This is a genomic window from Myxococcales bacterium (genome assembly GCA_016717005.1).
In the GTDB taxonomy this organism is placed as follows: Bacteria; Myxococcota_A; Polyangia; order Haliangiales; family Haliangiaceae; genus UBA2376.
Window position 1 is genome coordinate 337,685 of the sequence record JADJUF010000008.1, and the last position, 17,850, is coordinate 355,534.

The 17,850-nt window shown below is 74.4% G+C and carries 18 protein-coding genes; 7 read left to right on the top strand and 11 right to left on the bottom strand.

Annotated features, from left to right (window positions below; translation table 11 throughout):
- Positions 1–15 precede the first annotated feature (15 nt).
- From IPL61_11225 to IPL61_11240, 4 genes are all read left to right on the top strand, one after another.
- A complete protein-coding gene (locus tag IPL61_11225; protein MBK9031879.1) occupies positions 16–339 on the top strand; it encodes a hypothetical protein in 324 nt (107 codons plus the stop codon).
- Between the two features lie 93 nt (positions 340–432).
- Positions 433–1,323 carry a hypothetical protein gene (locus tag IPL61_11230; protein ID MBK9031880.1) on the top strand — a complete coding sequence of 297 codons (891 nt, stop codon included), beginning with the start codon at positions 433–435 and terminating at the stop codon, positions 1,321–1,323.
- A gap of 93 nt (positions 1,324–1,416) precedes the next feature.
- On the top strand, positions 1,417–2,295 hold the full coding sequence (locus tag IPL61_11235; protein ID MBK9031881.1) for an FHA domain-containing protein: 879 nt from the start codon (positions 1,417–1,419) through the stop codon (positions 2,293–2,295).
- Positions 2,296–2,401: 106 nt separating this feature from the next.
- Positions 2,402–3,313, top strand: a complete 912-nt coding sequence (locus tag IPL61_11240) for a DUF481 domain-containing protein (protein MBK9031882.1) — start codon at positions 2,402–2,404, stop codon at positions 3,311–3,313.
- 81 nt (positions 3,314–3,394) lie between these two features.
- On the opposite strand, the gene IPL61_11245 is transcribed toward IPL61_11240, so the two are convergent.
- The 6 genes from IPL61_11245 to IPL61_11270 all read right to left on the bottom strand — a co-directional run bounded on the left by IPL61_11245 (position 3,395) and on the right by IPL61_11270 (position 9,519).
- Positions 3,395–3,832, bottom strand: coding sequence for a winged helix-turn-helix transcriptional regulator (locus IPL61_11245; protein MBK9031883.1), 438 nt, complete (start codon positions 3,830–3,832; stop codon positions 3,395–3,397).
- 109 nt (positions 3,833–3,941) lie between these two features.
- A complete protein-coding gene (locus IPL61_11250) occupies positions 3,942–4,280 on the bottom strand; it encodes a DUF962 domain-containing protein (protein ID MBK9031884.1) in 339 nt (112 codons plus the stop codon).
- A gap of 32 nt (positions 4,281–4,312) precedes the next feature.
- Positions 4,313–5,035, bottom strand: coding sequence for a hypothetical protein (locus IPL61_11255; protein ID MBK9031885.1), 723 nt, complete (start codon positions 5,033–5,035; stop codon positions 4,313–4,315).
- A gap of 127 nt (positions 5,036–5,162) precedes the next feature.
- Positions 5,163–5,435, bottom strand: a complete 273-nt coding sequence (locus tag IPL61_11260) for a hypothetical protein (GenBank protein ID MBK9031886.1) — start codon at positions 5,433–5,435, stop codon at positions 5,163–5,165.
- A gap of 423 nt (positions 5,436–5,858) precedes the next feature.
- On the bottom strand, positions 5,859–7,370 hold the full coding sequence (locus IPL61_11265; protein ID MBK9031887.1) for a hypothetical protein: 1,512 nt from the start codon (positions 7,368–7,370) through the stop codon (positions 5,859–5,861).
- Between the two features lie 115 nt (positions 7,371–7,485).
- Entirely contained in the window at positions 7,486–9,519 is a 2,034-nt protein-coding gene (locus IPL61_11270; GenBank protein MBK9031888.1) for a hypothetical protein, read from the bottom strand.
- 160 nt (positions 9,520–9,679) lie between these two features.
- On the opposite strand from IPL61_11270, the gene IPL61_11275 reads away from it, so the two are divergent.
- On the top strand, positions 9,680–10,015 hold the full coding sequence (locus tag IPL61_11275; protein MBK9031889.1) for a hypothetical protein: 336 nt from the start codon (positions 9,680–9,682) through the stop codon (positions 10,013–10,015).
- A gap of 107 nt (positions 10,016–10,122) precedes the next feature.
- Here IPL61_11275 and tadA read toward each other — a convergent pair whose 3' ends face one another.
- Positions 10,123–12,297, bottom strand: coding sequence for a Flp pilus assembly complex ATPase component TadA (tadA, locus tag IPL61_11280; GenBank protein MBK9031890.1), 2,175 nt, complete (start codon positions 12,295–12,297; stop codon positions 10,123–10,125).
- 140 nt (positions 12,298–12,437) lie between these two features.
- Positions 12,438–12,590 carry a hypothetical protein gene (locus IPL61_11285; GenBank protein MBK9031891.1) on the bottom strand — a complete coding sequence of 51 codons (153 nt, stop codon included), beginning with the start codon at positions 12,588–12,590 and terminating at the stop codon, positions 12,438–12,440.
- 47 nt (positions 12,591–12,637) lie between these two features.
- On the opposite strand from IPL61_11285, the gene IPL61_11290 reads away from it, so the two are divergent.
- Entirely contained in the window at positions 12,638–13,252 is a 615-nt protein-coding gene (locus IPL61_11290; GenBank protein MBK9031892.1) for a hypothetical protein, read from the top strand.
- Between the two features lie 173 nt (positions 13,253–13,425).
- Complete coding sequence (locus IPL61_11295) at positions 13,426–14,238, top strand: hypothetical protein (GenBank protein MBK9031893.1); 813 nt, start codon at positions 13,426–13,428, stop codon at positions 14,236–14,238.
- A gap of 13 nt (positions 14,239–14,251) precedes the next feature.
- Here IPL61_11295 and IPL61_11300 read toward each other — a convergent pair whose 3' ends face one another.
- Genes IPL61_11300 through IPL61_11310 form a run of 3 tightly spaced genes read right to left on the bottom strand, consistent with a single transcriptional unit; the run spans position 14,252 to position 17,811 of the window.
- The gene (locus IPL61_11300) at positions 14,252–15,550 is read right to left on the bottom strand and encodes a hypothetical protein (GenBank protein MBK9031894.1); all 1,299 of its coding nucleotides are present in this window, start codon (positions 15,548–15,550) and stop codon (positions 14,252–14,254) included.
- On the bottom strand, positions 15,547–16,371 hold the full coding sequence (locus IPL61_11305) for an SDR family NAD(P)-dependent oxidoreductase (GenBank protein MBK9031895.1): 825 nt from the start codon (positions 16,369–16,371) through the stop codon (positions 15,547–15,549). The genes IPL61_11300 and IPL61_11305 overlap by 4 nt, the downstream gene beginning before the upstream one ends.
- Positions 16,372–16,404: 33 nt before the next feature.
- Positions 16,405–17,811 (bottom strand): aminopeptidase, encoded by a 1,407-nt coding sequence (locus IPL61_11310; GenBank protein ID MBK9031896.1) that lies wholly within the window; start codon positions 17,809–17,811, stop codon positions 16,405–16,407.
- Between the last annotated feature and the right edge of the window lie 39 nt (positions 17,812–17,850).

Here is a 17,850-nt window from a genome sequence, read left to right on the forward strand (position 1 = left end):
CGATGGCCCCGGCGCGTGATCATCGCGATGGCGGCGGTCATCGGCGGCTGCCTCGCGTACGCCCTGGCCGACTGGGGCGGCTGGCCGCGCCTCACCTACGATCCGTACGCCGCGCGGTGGTCGTGGCGCTCGGGCGCGACCCCGACGGTGCCGATCAACTACTACGGCGGCCTGATCTGGGCGGGCGCGGGCGCCGCGCTCGGCGCGGTGATCGGGGCGGTCGTGGCGCGCTGGCCGGGCGCGCGGACGGCGCGAGCGCGGGCCTTGGCGCTGGCGTGGGCCCTCACGGCGTTCGGCCTCGCCGGGACGTACTACCTCTGGAACCTGTGGCCGTTCTGACCCGGCGGCGGCCGCGGCGCCGGCGCGCGCTGATCGACGGCGACGCGTAAGCGCGAGCCGCGTGCGCGCGTTGGCATGGCGAGGTCCCCAGCCATGCCCCACACCAGCCCCGCCGTTCGCCCCGCCCTCCGCCCCGCCCTCGCGCTCCTCACCGCCCTCGCCGCCGCCGCCGCGGGCTGCGCCGGCGGCTCCTTCGCCGGGACCGGCAAGCCGGCGATGACCGCGACCGCCCCACCGCCATCGGAAGGTCGCGCGGTCCCGGCCGCGCCCCCGAGCTCGATCGCGCCCGCGAGCGTGGTCCTCGACGGCCCCGGCCCCGCGGCGCCGCCCGACGAGCGGCCCGGCCTGGCCACCGCCTGGGGCGAGACGACGTGGTCGCCGATCACGACCACGCCGTTCGTGCGCGCCGAGGCGCGGCCGTGGGCCACCGCGGTCTTGCACTACAACGACGCCGACGGCGTGCGCGCCCACGCCAGCTACGTCGGCGCGGCGATCGCGCCGCTCGAGGCCTACGCGGGCAGCGGCGACGTCGCGGTCGCGCTGATCGACGACGGCGGCGACATCCTGCCCGGCGTCGCCGTCGGCGGGCGCAACCTGGTCGCCGCCACCGACGGCGCGCGCTACCGGATCGCGGTCCGCAACCTGACCGAGGCCCGGTTCGAGGTCGTGACCTCGGTCGACGGGCTCGACGTGCTCGACGGCCGGCCCGCCGGGTTCGATCGTCGGGGCTACGTGATCGAGCCGCACGGCGAGCTGATCATCGACGGCTTCCGCCAGTCCAACGACGAGGTGGCCGCGTTCCGGTTCGGACGGGTCGCCAGCTCGTACGCCGCCCGCACGACCGGCGACGCCAACGTCGGCGTCATCGGGGTCGCGCTGTTCGCCGAGCGCGGCGCCCGCTGGACCCCGGCCGAGCTCGAGCGCCGCGACCGCGCCGCGCCGTTCCCCGGCGAGCCCGGGCGTGGCTACGCCGCGGCGCCGTGACGTGAGGCCGCGCACGCTCGCCGTCGGCGATGCCGCGCCGGTCGGTGGCCCCGTGGCCGACGGCGCTCGCGCAGTTGATCTATCATCGTCGACATGAACTGCGCCGTGTGTGCCCGTCAGCCGGTCGAGAGTGGGCTCCTGTGCGAGGACTGCCGGGACGAGATCGCGGGACCGCTGGGGCTCGTGCCTGAGCAGATCATGGCCACCACGGCCAAGCCCACCGGCGCGGTCCTGATCGATCCCTGGGGCCGCCCCCACGGCGTCGACGCGCGCACGCTCCTGGGCCGCCAGCTCGAGGGCGCGGGCATCAGCATCCTCGAGAGCTCGGTGTCACGGCACCACGCCCACCTGTCGATCGATCCCGTGCGCAAGGCCTGGTCGCTGCGCGATCTCGGCTCGGCCAACGGCACGATGGTCAACGACCAGACCATCACCGACGCGGTCGTGCTGCGCGCCGGTGACCGGGTGGTCCTGGGCCAGGTCGGCTTCTACTTCGTCGCCGACGGCCGCGACTTCCCGCCGGTCGTGATCGATCCGGCGATCAGCTCGACCCTGCGGCCGGCCGATCGGGTCCGGACCCCGGTCGAGGAGAACGAGTTCGAGCGCGAGAGCACCGACGTCGGGCTGCCGACGCTCGACGTCCGCCTGCTCGAGCCGACCGGCGGTGGCGGTGGGCTGGTCGAGGTCGACGGCAAGCAGGTCCAGTTGACCGCCACCCAGTTCGAGTTCTTCGCCCTGCTGGTGCGGCGCATGGCCGACGAGGCCCACCAGCCGCACCTCGTGCGCGGGTTCGTCCGCACGTCCGAGCTGATCGGCGATCTGTCGTGGGACACGCGCGATCCCGGCGACAACCACGTCAAGCAGCTCGTGCGCCGGGTGCGCCGGGCGCTGGTCAAGGTCGAGATCGGCGATCTGATCGAGTCGCGCCACCGGTTCGGCTACCGCCTGCGCGTGATCCCGAACCTGGCGTGACGGCGCGTACCCGATCCCTACCTCGGCTCTGCCCGCGCGTGACCTCGCGCCGGGCCGCGGTCCGACGTAGGTTCTCGGCCACGCCCCCTGCGGGCAAGGAGCACCCATGTCGCGCACCGTCACGTTCGTCCTGTCCTCGCTGGTGACCGCCGCCGTCGCCGTCCCCGCCGCGGTCGCGCAGCCGACCCCGAAGTTCGAGTACGGCAAGGCCGAGGAGCTCAAGGACGTGAAGAAGGCCGAGTGGTCCGCCACGGCCGAGGCCGGCCTGGTCTTCACCACCGGCAACTCGCGCACGACGACCGTGTCGGCCGGGGCGAAGGCCTTCCGCAAGGAGAAGCAGAACAAGTTCTCGGCCGAGGCGTCGGGGACGCTGGCGCGCGCGTCGACGCTGGCGGCCGATGACCGCGACGGCAACATGATCCTCAACGCCAGCGAGGTGACGCGGGCCACCAAGAACTCGGCCGAGGCGTACCAGGTCAAGCTGCGCTACGACCGGTTCCTGTCGACGTACAACTCGCTGTTCGTGGCCGCGCTCGGCGGCGCCGACATCGTCGCCGGCAAGGACTTCGCGGGCGGTGGCCAGGTCGGCTACGCCCGCCTGCTCTACAAGACCGAGCGCCACGAGGTCACCGCCGAGATCGGCTACGACTTCAGCTACGAGAACTACGTCGACAGCGCCGCCGACTCGCTCGCGATCCACTCGGCGCGCGGCTTCATCGGCTACAAGGGCAAGCTGTCCGAGGTGACGAGCGTCGACGGCTCGCTCGAGCTGCTGACCAACGTCAACGAGCAGAGCTCCACGGTCGCCGCGTTCGAGGACGTCCGCGCCAACGCGGCGGCCAGCCTGTCGACCAAGCTCACCAAGTCGGTGTCGTTCTCGTTCGGCCTGCTCGCGAAGTTCGACAACGTGCCGGCGCCGCTGTCGCTCGCGGGCTTCACGCTCGACCCGAACAACCCGCCCGAGGCGCTCAAGCTCGACACGACCACCAAGGCGTCGCTGATCATCAACTTCCTGTGATCGGCCGCCCCAGGCTGGGCGCGAGCGCGCCACCGACGACGATCGGCCGCGCGCCGCGCCGGCCAGGCGCTGGTCGCCGGCTCACGACTTGGTGGGCGTGGCCGCGAGGGCCTCGAGGACCGCGCGCAGCTGCTTGCTCTTGAGCTTGCCGAGCCGCGCGGCCCACCCACGCTCGACCACGTCGGCCGCGCGCTTGACCTCCGCCGCCCACTGACGCCCGCGCGCGGCCAGGCGGACGCGCTTGATCACGCCGTGATCAGGATCGGGGTAGCGCTCGACCAGGCGCTCGCGCTCGAGGTCGTCGACCAGGTCGCCCAGCGTCTGCTTGGCGACGCCCAGCACGGTGACCAGCGACGACAGGCGCAGGCCGCCCGGCTCGATCAGCGTCAGGATCTGTGCCTGCGCGGGGCGCAGCGCGGGGAAGCCCAGCTCGTGCAGCCGCGCGTCGACCGCGCTGGCCAGCTCGAGCGTTGGCCCCAGGAGCAGGGCGCGGATATCGCGGCGGGGTTCTCGGGCCATGGTTCAAATCGCGACCGGCGAACGGAAGGCGTCATAGCAGACCCGGTGGACGCGTGAAACGCCGCGCCGCCACAAAGTCCGGAAAGCGGACGACCGCACGTGCCGCGGCTTACGCCGCCGTCGTCGCCCGCGCGAGTTCCGCCGACATCGTCCCCGTCGCGATACGCCGCCACATCCGGAAGTCGCCCCGCAGCGACCACAGCAGGTGCCGGGCCGAGTGCCACGACGCCGGCCGGTTGCGCTCGAACGCGAAGTGCCCGATCCAGGCCAGGCCGTAGCCGCAGACCGGCGCCGCGAGGATGGCCGCCGGCACCAGCGGCGTGGCCGCGACGCACGCCATCGCCAGGGTCGTCCCCGCGAAGTGCAGCGCCCGGCAGGTCGGGTCGAGGTGCTGCGACACGTAGTACGGCCAGAACTCCTCGAACGTTTGCGGCGTGTCGACGTCCATGGCCGGGTGGTACCGCGTCCCGGCCCGGCTGGCTACTCGATGACGAGGTTGACGGAGCCGGTGCCCTCACCGTGGATGTGGCAGTAGAACGTGTCGGAGCCGCTGGTCGGCATGACGTCGAGCGTGCCGCCGGCGAGCGTGCCGGGCGTGGGCTGGTGGTCGAACCCGCCGACCCCACCGCCGGTGTGGATCCGGTGGGTGATCGTGTCGTCGTTGCGGATGCGCAGGCGCGTGCCGGCCTTGATCCGGATGGTGCCGCCGTTCATCGCGCCCCAGTGGGTGTTGCCGCCGACGGCGCCGACCGAGATGAGGTAGTCGTTGGCGACGGTGAGCGTCGCGGCGGCGCCGGCCGTGTACACGGGCGCCGTGGCGGTGATGGTCAGGGCCTGCCCGGTCGGCGCGGGGGCGCCGTTCGACGGCACCCGCACGGTGACCGTCGCGGTCGCGGACACGCCGTCGGTCAGCGTCACCGACGACGGCGACACCGCGACCAACCAGCCGGTGGGCGCGCCAGTCGCGGTCAGATCGACGGCGCCGTTGAAGTGGCTGGGCGCCAGGGTGACGGTGAACGTGGTCTCGGTGCCCAGCGTGGTCTGCGCCACCGCCGGCTCGACCCCGACCGCGAAGGTCGGGATCGCGGCGTCGATCGGCGGCGGGACCGAGCCGTCGACGTCGGACACGTCGTCGCCGCCGTTCGGCGCGACCGAACCGACGTCGCAGGCGGCGACGAACGACAGCGCGAGGGGGACAAGCACGCGGGCAAGTCGGACCATGCTCCAGGCAGTTGCGAACCGTGTGCCACCGCAACCCCGCAACACTGCTAGCCCGCCCTGCCTCAGATCTGGGGAGTGGGGACTGGAGACAGGGGCCCGGGGCCCCTCCCTACCACTTCCAGAGCGACCAGCCCCGCTTGGCCCACCGGCTCGCGGACTGCCACGGCCCGGTCGCGCGCGCCCGCTGGACCTTCTTGCCGAAGTGCCAGAGGCCGGCGACCCACACCACGTGCGCCAGGTAGATCAGCGCGCCGAGCGGCACCAGCGGCACCAGGCTGGCGAGCACCAGCGTCCCCAGCGACACGCCGCCGGCGACGGCGCCGCGCTGGAGCCCGAAGAACCGAGCGGTGACCGCAAACACGGCGAGCGCGAGGACCAGCACGCCTCGATCGTAGCACACCGATGGCGCGGTCACGCCGGTCACGCCGATGGCACGGAGTCGGAACCGAAGCCGGAGCCGGACCCGGAGCCGGAGTCGGAACCGGAGCCGGAGCCGGACCCGGAGCCGGAACCGGAGCCGGAGCCGGAGCCGGAGCCGGAACCCGAGCCGGAGCCCGAGGAGCCGGAGCCGGAGCCGGAGCCGGAGCCGGAGCCGGAGCCGGAACCGGAGCCGGAACCGGAGCCGGAGCCTGAACCGTCGGAACCGGAGCCGGAGCCGGAGCCGGAGGCCACGCCGGTCACCCCGCCACGCCGGTCACCCCGCCACGCCAGTCACACCGATGGCACGGTCACCCCGCCACGCCGGTCACACCGATGGCACGGTCACACCGCCACGCCGGTCACACCGCCATGCCGATCGCCCCGGTCACTCGAGGCGCTCCCGGCACGGGAAGTCGCAGGTCTTCCGATGGGGACAGTCGTACGCGCACCCGGCCGCGATCGCGAACCGGGCCACGATCTCGTCGGCGGGCTCGCCCCCAGCGGCCCGCCGCGCGGCCCGGGCCGCCGCCAGCAGCGTGGTGGAGTCGGGGGCGTACGGCGACGCGAGGAACCCGAGCCGGAAGAGCGTGTCGCGGACGATCCGGTGCGGCAGCGCGGTGACCTGCCCCAGATCGTCGAACCGGATCACGCCGAGCTGGCCGAGCATCCCGAGGATCCAGAACAGCTCGAGCCGGAACAGACCGCGCCCCAGGCTGCCCTCGAGGACCGCCCAGGCCTCGGCCGCGGTCTTCTGCTGCTCGATCGTCGCCGCCAGCTCCGGCGTCTCGGCGCAGCGGCGGGCCGCGAGCGACGCCAGCATGAGCGCGCGCGCGTCGACGGCGGCCGGCAGGTTGTCGGGCACGGTGCCGTGGTAGAGGTCGCCGAGGACCTCGGCCTGCTCGAGCGCGCGGTAGGCGCGCAGCACCCCGGCGCGATCGACGTCGAGCCGGAACACCAGCGCCGCCGCGACCGCGACGCGGTAGATGACCTCGTCGGCGCCCTCGACCCAGTCCTCGGGGTCGAAGCCGAAGTCGGCCGGCGCGTACGGCGACGCCACGCCGCCGAGGTCGGCCGACCACGCGCCGATGCGGCGGGTGGTCTCGTCGAGCAGCTCGTCGGAGATCTCGCCGTTCCCGAACCCCGACAGCGGCACGACCCGGTCGCGCCCGCGCGGCGACGCCGGCGGCGGATCGAGCGCGGCCAGGTGGCGCAGGTACGGCGGCAGCGGCGCGGCCTCACGGGTCGACGGCGCGGCCGTGCCGGCGCTCGCGGCGTCGTCAGCGGCGGCCTCGGGCGCGGCGGCCGGCGCGACCTCGTCGTCGACCGGGATCACCGGCTCGGGCAGCGGCTGATCGGTCTCGAGCAGCTCGTCGGCGTCGAGCGCGGCGACCTGGCTGGCGAAGCGATCGGCGCGCGGCCCCAGGATCAGCGCGATGCCCAGGATCCGGGCGACGCCGCCGGCGACCAGCGCCGCGAAGTAGTGCTCGAGGTCGGGCCGCGACGGGAGCTTGCCGCGGTAGGCGAACGAGCCGAGGTACTTCGACAGCTCGTCCTTGCCGTGCGCGCGCTGCCCGAGCAGCTCGTAGACGGTCTTGAACAGGAGCGGGTTGATCTCGAAGTAGCGGTCGAGGAACGCGTCGCAGACGTCGTCGTCGCTGGTGACCGACTTGAGCTTGGTGACGAACGGCGACGGCGCGATCGTGGCGCCACCGACGCCCAGCACCCGCAGCGCCGCGGCCGGGCGCTCCTTGTCCCAGAGCTTCGCGGCGCGCAGCCGGCTGCGGAGATCGCGGAACGGCTCGCCGGCGGCGGGCATCTCGCGGGCGACCCGCCCCAGCGCCGCGAAGGTCGCGCGCGCGTCGCTGGCGGTCGGGATGAACTCGGTGACCTGCGGCATCGGCGCCATCCTACCGCGCCCGCGTCGGCCTCGCGCGGCGCGACCGCCAGTTGTCGCGGTCGGCCTCGCGCGGCGCGGCCACCAGTCGTCGCCGCCGGCCCCGCGCGGTGGTCGCCTACTCGACCGTCAGCGCGTAGCTGTTGGTCGCGCCGCCGTAGCCGATGATCTGGACCGCGCCCCCGGCCGGGACCGCGACGTGCTCCTCGTCGGTGACCCCGTCGGAGGTCGCGACCCGCGCGCCGCTCGCGTCGACCGCGACCAGATCGAGATCGCCGGCGGCGTGGCTGAAGCGGATGCGCACGGTCCGGGCCCCGGCGGTGCGGAACCAGTCGGCGTCGCCGGCGCACAGGCGCAGATCGCCGAAGGTGCCGACCGCGACCTGCGCGGCCGCCGCCTGGCTGTCGTTGGGCTCGAACCGATCGGTGCACGCCGGCGTCGGCGGCGCGGCGCAGTAGTTCGGCGCCTGGTTGGCGGCGATCTCGTCGGCGGCCACGTCGCGCTGCGGGCAGCTCTCGTCCTCGGACCACGCCCGCCAGCTGCCGCCGACGCCGGTGGCCGCGGCGTGGGCGGCCCAGCGCTGGTAGCCGTCGTCCTCGGCGCGGAACACCGTCGGCGCCGCGCAGGTGTGGGCGGCCTCGGCCGCGGTCTGCTCGGCCCGGGCGTAGCTCATGATCACGTCGTACATCGCCGAGGTCGACGAGTTCCAGCAGCAGGTCTTGCTGCGGGTGTAGGTCAGCTCGGCCAGGACGTAGTCGTCGAACACGCGGTAGCGCCGATCGAGCTCGGCCCGGGACAGGCCCAGCGCCCGCTCGCCCAGGTCGTAGAGCTCGGCGAACGCGGCCTCGCGGCGTTCGCGCGCCGAGCACGAGGCCGGGTACGTGCGGAGGTGGCGGCGCGCGTCCTCGATCTGCGCGACCAGCTCGGTCTGCTGCTGCGCCGGCGACACCTGCCCGAGCAGCTGCTGGAAGCGCGCGGTGCGGGCGGCGATGCGCGCGTAGTCGGTCGAGTTGATCCAGCTGGCCTCGTCGCCGCGCATCCAGGTGTTGGTCCAGTAGCCGTTGACGTTCTTGGTCACCCGCCAGCGCTTGGCGCCGCCGCCCAGCCGGGCGTAGGCGTCGCCGTCGAGGTTCTCGCCCGGGCCGCCGGCGTAGGCGCTGGTGAAGTAGCCCTTCGAGGCGACGCCCGACTCGCGCTTGCCCTGGCGCCGCGGCATCGAGCCCGAGATCGTCGTGAGGTCGAGGTTGCCCTCGCCCAGCACCGCGACCTCCTTGACGACGAGCGTGTGGCCGATGCCCGACCGCTGCCAGCGCTCGATCAGCATGTCGCCCGCGCGGACCGCCTCGGGCACCAGGTTGTAGGTGTTGGCCGAGTCGGCCAGGTTCATCGAGCCGAGGTAGTTGAGCGCCATCACCGTGAAGTAGCCGGCGCGCTTGTTGAGGTGGATCTCGTCGACGTACGCGCCGAACACGCCGCCGTCGACCGCCGGCTGCACGTCCTCGCCGCCGGTGACGCGCTTGGTCCGCAGCGCGGCGTCGCTCGGCCACGACGCCTGGTACTGGGCCGGCGTCAGCTTCGAGTGATCGGCGTAGCGGATCGCGAACTCGGGCGTCTGGGCGTAGCGGCCGCTGGCCGTGCGCACGCCGTTGTGGCCGAAGTAGACGCGCTGGCCGTGGCTGTCGACCGTCTCGAAGAACAGCGGCAGCTCGTACCAGGCCGCGAACGTGATCCGCAGGAACAGCGAGGTCTCGGCGCACTCGAGCGACGGCGCGTCGAGGGTCTTGCCCCAGGGCGTCGTCAGCCGGATGGTCTGGGCCCAGCCGTCGGCGCTCGGCGTCCACGCCAGCGAGTCGAGCCAGCGCGCGTACTTCTCGTCCCAGGTCAGCCCCGAGCTGGCCGGCCACGCCAGGCCAGCGGCGCGGGCCGCGGGGGTGTCGGTGTCCTCCCAGGCGTTGCGCGCGGTCCAGACCTGGGTGCGTCGGGTGTCGGTGTTGACGAGGAGGCCGCGGCGGTACTCGCTGTCCTCCTTGCCAGGCGGCGGCACCGGCGACACCGCGCCGTCCATGCCCCACTCGTCGTCGAGGTCGAGCTCGCTGTCGGCGCAGGCGGTGGCGAGGACCATGAGGAGCAGGGACAGGAGCCAGCGGCGCATGGTCCAACCATCCAGCATGAACCGTGCCCGGCCCGACCGCGCGCGGAGCCGCCGGTCGCGGGCCCAGGGCTGGCGGGTCGAGCCGGCGGCCACTGGAGTGGCCGGTCAGCGGACCTCACTTTGACCGCGTGCCGCGCTCGGCCGGTGATAATCTGGGCTCATGGGCGAGTTCCGCCGTGAAGTCCTCCCTGCTCGACCGGCCCCCAGCCTCGGGCTGACCGCGCCGCTGGTGGTGCTCATGGGCACGCTGTTCGTCACCGTGGCGATGGCCGCGATGGCGATGATCCCGCGCGCCACCCCGCGCTGCCACGGCCGCGTGACGCCGATCCAGGCGCCGCCGGCGGTCCGGGCCGCGCGGGTCGCGGCCGCGCCGGTCGCGGCGCCGGACGTGGATCGGGTCCAGTGCCGCGCGCCGATCCATCGCGCCAACCCCGACGGCACCGTCGCGGTGACCTTCTCGCTGTGCGCGGGACCGTCGTTCGTCGCGCCCCGCTGACGCGCGTCGGCAGGGCCGGCCGCTCGAGCTGGCGGCCAGGTCCGGCTAGATCACGGACCGCGGAGCGCCCGTGCGGCCGCCTGGTCCGGCGACCCGCCCGCTGAAGCTCAGGTCCGGAAGATCGCCGGATCGGCGGTGATGCCGCGGCTGTCGAGATCGGGCCAGAACCGAGGGATCGAGCCGGTCGCCGCGAAGCCCTCGTCGCCGCCGCGGTAGGCGAACAGCGTCTGGGTGTCGAAGCCGACCTCGCGGACGCCGAGGATCTCGTCGATCGCGACCACGCGCAGCGTCCCGTCGGCGAAGCGGCTGACGTGGATCACCACGTCGCACGCGGCCGCGACCAGCTCCCGCACCGCCGGCTCGGCCGCGCCCGGCGCCGCGAGCTGCGCCAGCGCGACCCAGCGCGCCATCGCCGCCTGGGTGCCGTCGCCGGTCAGCGCCACGATCGCGCCGTCGACCGACGCGCCGAACGCGCTCGCGACGTCGAGCGCCTCGCCGCCGCGCAGATCCGCGACCACGAGGCGATCGGGACGCAGCCGCAGCGCGCTCGCGACCAGCGCGGCCAGGCCGACGGTCGGCCGGGTCTCGAGCGCCAGCCAATCCTCGCGGTCGAGCGACAGCTCGGCCACGTCCTCGACGGTGATCACCCGCTCGCCGTCGGCGACCGCGCCGAGCAGCGCCGCCACCAGCGCGCCCTTGCCGACGCCGGGCGCGCCGCACACCGCCAGGTTGCGGCGCGCGGCCATGCAGGTCGCGAGGAAGTCGGCCATCGGCGCCGACAGCGCGCCGGCGCCGACCAGATCGCCGAGCGTGCGCTTGACCCGCACCGGCTTGCGCAGCACCAGGCACGGCCCGTGGACCGAGGCCGGCGCCACCGCCGCCGTCAGGCGGGTGCCGTCGCGCAGGCGCACGTCGATCACCGGGTGATCGTCGTCGACCACGACGCCGGTCGGCGCGGCCAGGCGCTCGACCACGCGCCGCAGCACGTCGTCGCTCGAGAACGCGCGGCCCGAGCCGCGCATCGCGCCGCCGGTGCCGACCAGCACGCGATCGCGCCGGTCGACGCGGATCTCGTCGACCTTGTCGTCGGCGAGCAGATCCTCGAGCGGGCCGAGCCCGAGCGCCTCGTTGAGCGCCTCCTTGATGAGGCCGTTCTGATCGACGTACTTCGGCAGCTCACCGGACTGCTCGAGGCTGGCCACCAGATCGACGATCGCGCGCTCGGACTTCTGCCACAGCTCCTCGTCGCCGAGGCGCTCGACCGGGATGCGATCGAGGTCGAGCTTGGCCCGCAGCCGCTCCAGGATCTGCGCCTGCAGATCGAGCATCTTGATGACCTTGGGGTCGAGCGGCTCGAGCACGACGCCACGGCGCAGCGGCGCCGCGACCGCGCGCGCGGCGATCTTGCGCGCCCCGGCGCCGACCAGCCGCGGACGCGCGGCGGGCGCCGCCGGCGATGGGGCCGGGATCACCGGGCGCGGCTCGGGCGCGGGCGCGGGCGGCGGCGGCGCCATCATCGGCGGCGCGGCGGGCGGCGGCGCCATCGGCGGCGGCGGCGCCATCGGCGGCGGCGGCGCCATCGGCGGCGGCGGCGCCATCGTGGCCGGCGCCGGCGGGGGCGCGCCCATCGGGGCGCCCATCGGCGGCGGCAGCGTGCCGCCCGGCGCCGGCCGAGGAGGACGGGTGCGCGGCTCCTGGGTCCCCGGCGACGCCAGCGGGCCCGGCTCGCGCGGTCGATCGAGCGGCCCCGGGCCCCGATCGAGCGGGACGGGCGGACGATCCATCGGCGTCACCGCCGGGCGCTCGGCGCTGCGCGGCGGGCTCTGGTGCGACAGCGCCGCGCGCAACAGCTCGTTGGACGCGCCGCCCCCGGGGGGCTCGCGCATCTGGGGCATGGGCTCGCGCGGCGGCATCGGCTCGCGCGGCGGCGGCATCGGCGCGGGCGGCGGCGGCGTCGGCGCCGCGGGCTCACCGGCGGACTCGCCCTCCCCCGGGCTCTCCTCGACGCCCATGATGAAGTCGCCGATGTAGATCTTGTCGGCCTCCTTCACGACCAGCGGCGTCGTGATCTTGCGGCCGTTGACGTAGGTGCCGTTGGTGCTCTTCAGGTCGACGATGATGAACTTGCCGTCCTTGAGCAGGACCCGCGCGTGCCGCTTGGACACGTTGCCCTTGGGCAAGACGATGTCGTTGCCTTGGACACGACCGATCGTGATCTCCGGCTTGTTGAAGACCAGGCGACGCTGCTCACCGCCTTTTTCCGTCAGGACGATCGCGAACATGGACTCTCCCGAGCGGATGTGGGCGGCGTCACAAGTGCACCGCGCAACCTCCGAGCCCGAAAAAGCCTACATATTTTCGAGGCGATCCGTCAAGTTACGGGGGCCGCTAGGGACACCGCCGCGACCCGCGACCGCAGATTTCAGGTCATCGGCGCGGCCGACTCGGTCGTTTCCGGGGTCGCCGGCTTGCCGCTGTGGCGCCAGCGATCGCCCCACAGCGCCCAGACGCCCGCGGCGCCGAGGCCCAGGATGGCGATCACGATCACGACGTCGGGCCAGCGCCGGCGCACCATTGCAACTCGCAGTGTACCACGCGCGCTCGACGCGGCATGATGGCCGCGTGCGCTCCACCCTGCCCCGTCTCGTCGCCCTGGTCGCGCTCGCGATCGCCGCGGTGTGTGCCAGCGCTGCCCCGGCGGCGGCCGGCAAGCCCAAGCGCTACCACATCGAGCTCATCGAGGTGACCGCCACCGCCGGGCTGCCGGCCGGTACCGCTGACGCCCTGCCGCTCGCGACCGCCGAGTGGCAGAAGGTGCTCGCGACCCACCCGCAGCTCGCGACCGTCGACGGCGCGCCCGACCCCAAGGTCGCGGCCAAGAAGTTCAAGGCCTGGCTGGTCAAGAAGAAGATCGCCGGCGCCTACCGGATGAACGTCGAGATCACGTCCTACGAGGAGGAGCTCGAGGACAAGGACGCGTCGATCAACCAGGAGAAGCGCCTGATCATCCGGCTCGAGCTGCGCACGTTCGGCGAGACCATCCCCGACCGGGTGATGGCGTTCGCGGCTGAGGGCTCGGCGACGATCAAGGTCGACGTCGGCAAGAAGCTGCGCCCGGCCGATCGCACGTTCGCGCTCAAGAGCGCGGTCGAGGGCGCGGTCGCCGACGCGATGGAGGCGTCGCTGACCAAGCTGGCGCTGCCGCCGCCGCGCCAGACGCCCAAGCGAAAAAAATAGCCGCGGGTTCGCCGCCCGGCGACGCCGGACCCGCGTGCCCTCTGATCGTCCCGCCCGGCCGCGCGCCGCCGCACGCCGGCGTCGCGCTGGGCCTGTGGCCGCCCGTCGACGCCGCCGCGATCGAGCGGGCGCTCGACGAGCTGCGCGCGCTCGGCGCCACCGACGTCGCGCTCGTGGTCGGCTGGCGGCAGCGCGACGTCCGCGCCACCGAGCTGGGGCCGGGGCCGATCACCCCCAGCGACGATGAGGTGACCGCGGCGCTCGCCGCCGCCGCCGCGCGGGGCCTGGCGGCGACGGTGTTCCCGATCGTCGTGCTCGACGTGACCGGGCCCGGCCAGTGGCGCGGCACGCTGGCGCCGACCGACGTCGACGCGTGGTGGAGCGCGTACGAGCGGTTCATCCTGCACTACGCGGCGCTGGCCGCGGCCCACGACGCCGCGGCGCTGGTGGTCGGCTCAGAGCTGGGCTCGACCGAGCACTGGCGCGAGCGCTGGTACCACCTGATCGGCCGGGCCCGGCGGGCGTTCACCGGGCGGCTGCTCTACAGCGCCAACTGGGACCACTGGCGCGAGGTCAGCTTCTGGCCCCGGCTCGACGCGGTCGGGGTCACCGGCTACTTCGAGCTGGCCCAGCGCGACGACGCCGACGTCGCGACCCTGGCCGCGGCCTGGCGCGCGGCCCGGACCGAGCTGCGCGCCGGGGCGCGGCAGCACGGCAAGCCGCTGTGGCTGACCGAGGTCGGCTACGTCGCGCGCGACGGCGCCACCCGCGCGCCCTGGGACTACCTGCGCGCCACCGCGATCGATCTCGAGGAGCAGCGCCGCGCGTTCGCCGCGCTGGCCGCGGCCTGGGCCGGCGACGACGTGCTCGCCGGGCTGTTCGTCTGGGAGTGGAGCGGCGCCGGCGGCGCCGACGACGGCGGCTACACCCTGCGCGGCAAGCCGGCGCGGTGCGAGCTGGCCGCGTGGTACGGCGCGCGCGAGTGAGGCGACCGCGGCGTCACACGAACCGGTTCGACGGCACCGGCCCGCCGGCCCACCAGCGCTCGCGCGCGCCCGGCGCCGGCGGGCCCACGACCGCGGCCACCGCGAGCGCCGCGGCGATCTCGTCGACGGGATCGTCGTCGGCGCGGGCCGCCGCGATCGCCTCGGCCAGGGCCGCCGCCGCGCGCTCGTCGGGCGCGGACCGACGCGGGCCGTCGGCGTCGGGCGGCAGCGCCAGCCGCGCGTCCCACGGCGCCACCAGGCTCTGGTGCACCAGGTTGACCACGTCCGGCGCGATCGCGCTGTCGTCGGTCCAGCACGCCGCGTGGGCGTAGACCAGCTGCGCGGGGCGGCGCTCGCGCAGGCGCACCAGGTCGGCGGGCGCCAGCTCCGACAGGTCGTGGATCACCACCAGGCCCGGCGCCGGCGCGCCGACCATCGGCCACGGCGCCACCGCGACCCCGAACCGCGCCGCCGCCGCCAGCGCCACCGCCTCGTGGCCGCGCCCCGGCGGCGCGTAGACGCACGCCGGCGTCCACCGCCAGCACGCCAGCACCTCGGCCAGCACCGCGAGCCCGGTGGCGATCCGGTCGTACGAGTCTTGCAACCACGCGTAGCGGCCGTGCATCGGCGTGTCGAGGCCGTGGGGCGAGCGGTGCAGCAGCACGCCGCCGCTGATCACGTGGTGCCAGCCGCGCAGATCGAGCGCGTCGAGCGGCGCCGCGCCGGCGAGGCGGTCGGCGCGCGCCACGAACCCCGCGATCCGCGCGGCCATGATCACGTGGTTGTCGTCCTCGGGCACCAGCGTCGGCGCCAGCCGCCGCGCGACCTCGAGGTCGCCGCTCATCACGGCGTTGTACGCGAACAGGTACCGGCACAGGAACCGCTCGGCCACCAGCGCCGGGTAGCGCTCGAGCAGGCGCCGGGCCTCGCCGTACGCGAGGTGGCGCTCGAGCGCCGCGCACAGCTCGGTCACGACCGGCTCGCTGTCGGGCGCCAGCTCGAGCGCGCGCGTCAGCACCGTCGCCGCGATCGCCGGCAGCCCGGCCTCGATCAGGTGGTAGCCGAGGTCGTAGAGCCCGTCGACGTCGGCTGGGTGCACCGACGCGTGGGCCGCGCGCGTGGCCAGCTCGCCCTGCGCCATCGCGACCAGGATCTGCGCCAGCACGCCCAGCGCGTCGGCCAGCTCGTCCGGCGCGATCGCGCGCGGGTGCCACAGCGTGAACCGGAACTCGGTGAACGCCGCGCCCGGATCCGCCGCGGCCAGGTGCGCGAGCGCCGCGGCCCGGCGGGTCGCGTAGCTCGGCTCGCTCATCCGGCGTCGGCGAGGCCAGCGAAGCGCAGCGTGGCCAGGCGCAGCGCCGCGCGGACGCCGGCGTCCCGGGCGGCGACGCTCGGCGGCGTCGGCACGCCCTCGTTGTAGTACGTGCCGCTGGGCTCGGCGATCGTCGGCGCCGTCGCCAGCTTGACCGCGAGCGCCGCGCCCATCGCGGTCGTGCCGCCGCGCATGCCGGCGAAGCCGTCGCGCAGCAGCTTGGTCGAGATCACGCCGGGGTGGATCGCGTACGCCGCCAGCTCGGTCGGCGGGTGGGCCTCGGCCAGATCGAGCGCGTGCATCACGTTGGCGAGCTTCGACTGGGCGTAGGCGGCGTAGCCGGTGTACGCGCCCGCCAGCGACAGGTCCTCGATGTGGATCCGGCCGCGGGTGTGCGCCACCGACGCCACGACGATGACGCGCGCCGGGGCGGCGGCCACCAGCAGCGGCATCAGCAGCTCGGTCAGGAGCACGTGGCCGACGTGGTTGACCGCGAGCGTGGCCTCGAGCCCGTCGGCGACCAGCACCCGCTCGTTGGCGAAGATGCCGGCGTTGCAGATCAGCACGTCGAGGCGATCGATCTGCTCGGCGATCTCCTTCGCGCCGCGCCGCACCGTCGAGAACGAGCCGAGATCGAACGAGACGCCGATGAACTCGGCCTCGGGCGCGGCGGCCGTCAGCTCGGCGACCGCCTGCTCGACCTTGGGGCGGTTGCGGCCGTGGATCACGACCCGGAGGCCGGCCCGGGCGAGGGCCAAGGCCGTGGCCTTGCCGATGCCATCGGTGGATCCCGTGACCAGCGCTGTGCGGGGGGCCGACATGAACGGTGTTGTACCACCGTCGGCCGGTCGCGGTCAGCGCCGGGCGATCGGTCGCGGCGGCCGAGGCGACCGCAGCGCCGGGCCCGGCTTGCGCAGGTTGGTCAGGTCGGGCTCGACGCCGGTCCAGGCCCGCAGCCGGGCCAGCACCTCGGCCTGATCGGCGGCCGACAGATCGGTGATGCCGGCGCCGTGCGGCGCCTGGGGCGCGACCACCCGCAGGTCGTCGGGGCGCCCGGCCGGATCGAACATGCCGCCCGACCACGGATCCCACTCGCCATACAGGAACAGGATCCGGGCGCCGCTGGCCCGGACCCAGCTGTCGACGTCGGTCATCGCGGTCGCGGCGTAGGCCGGGCGGGTCACGCCCTGCGGGTACGCCCCGTCGTAGGCCGAGCTCGGGAACGCCGTCAGCCCGTCGAGGTGCTCGTCCATCGTGCCCGGGTACCCGAGCTCGGTCTCGGCCTGGTAATAGTACGCCTCGAACTCGGCGAGGTTGTCGTCGTCGGACGAGCCGACCTCGGAGATGACCTGCAAGAAGTCCCAGAGCTCGTCGTCGGTGCCGGTCACGGGCGGGATCGCCCCGCAGTAGCCCACGCCCGCGTACTGCCAGAACGCCCACTCGAGGCTGATCACCGCCGACTCGACCGCCGCCGGCAAGGTGATGCGCTGGTAGCTGCGCCCGCGCTCGACCGCCTCGGCGGCGGCCCGGCTCTCGAGCGCCGCCCGACGGCTGCGCAGCATCTCGGCCTGGACCGCGCGCAGGGCGGCCTTGCACGCCGGCGGCCCCACCCCCTCGAGGTACGGCTCGTAGGCGTAGTCGGGCGCGGCGAACGAGATCGGCGCGACGTAGGCCAGGGTCACGTCGACGTCGTCGGGGAAGAACCGCCGGTGGTAGATCGAGGTCATGCCGCCCTTGGACGCCCCGGTCTCGAGCACCGGCCCACGGTAGAGCCGGCGCATGGCCACGGTGATGCGGTGGTGGTCGGCCGCGGCCTGGGCGATCGTCAGGAACGCCCAGTCGGCCAGCGCCGGCGGTCGGGACGTGCGGAAGAACCGGTGCTCGATGACGAGCTGGTTGGCGTGGAACAGCCGGGCCACCTCGCCGGGGTAGTCGTAGTACCAGTTGCCGTAGCCGGTGTGCAGCAGCACCAGCGGCGCGGCGGCGTCGGTGTGGATCAAGGTCGCGTACTGCAGGAACGTCCCGGCCTCGGGGTGATCGTGGTCGATCGGCTGGGTGAACCACAGCTCGAAGTAGCGGTAGCCGGCCCGGGTGGTCGGCTGCTCGACGACGTGGTCGACCTCGGGCAGGCCCTGGAGCTGCGCCAGGATGTCGCCGCTGGGCGCGTCGATCGTGGCGTCGGGGCCGGCGCCGCTGTCGTCGCCGCACGCCGTCAGGGCCAGGGCGCTGGCGACGGCCAGCGCGGTCAGGAGCGTCCGCATGGGCGGGAGCATCGCACGCCGGCCGCGGCGGCGATCGTC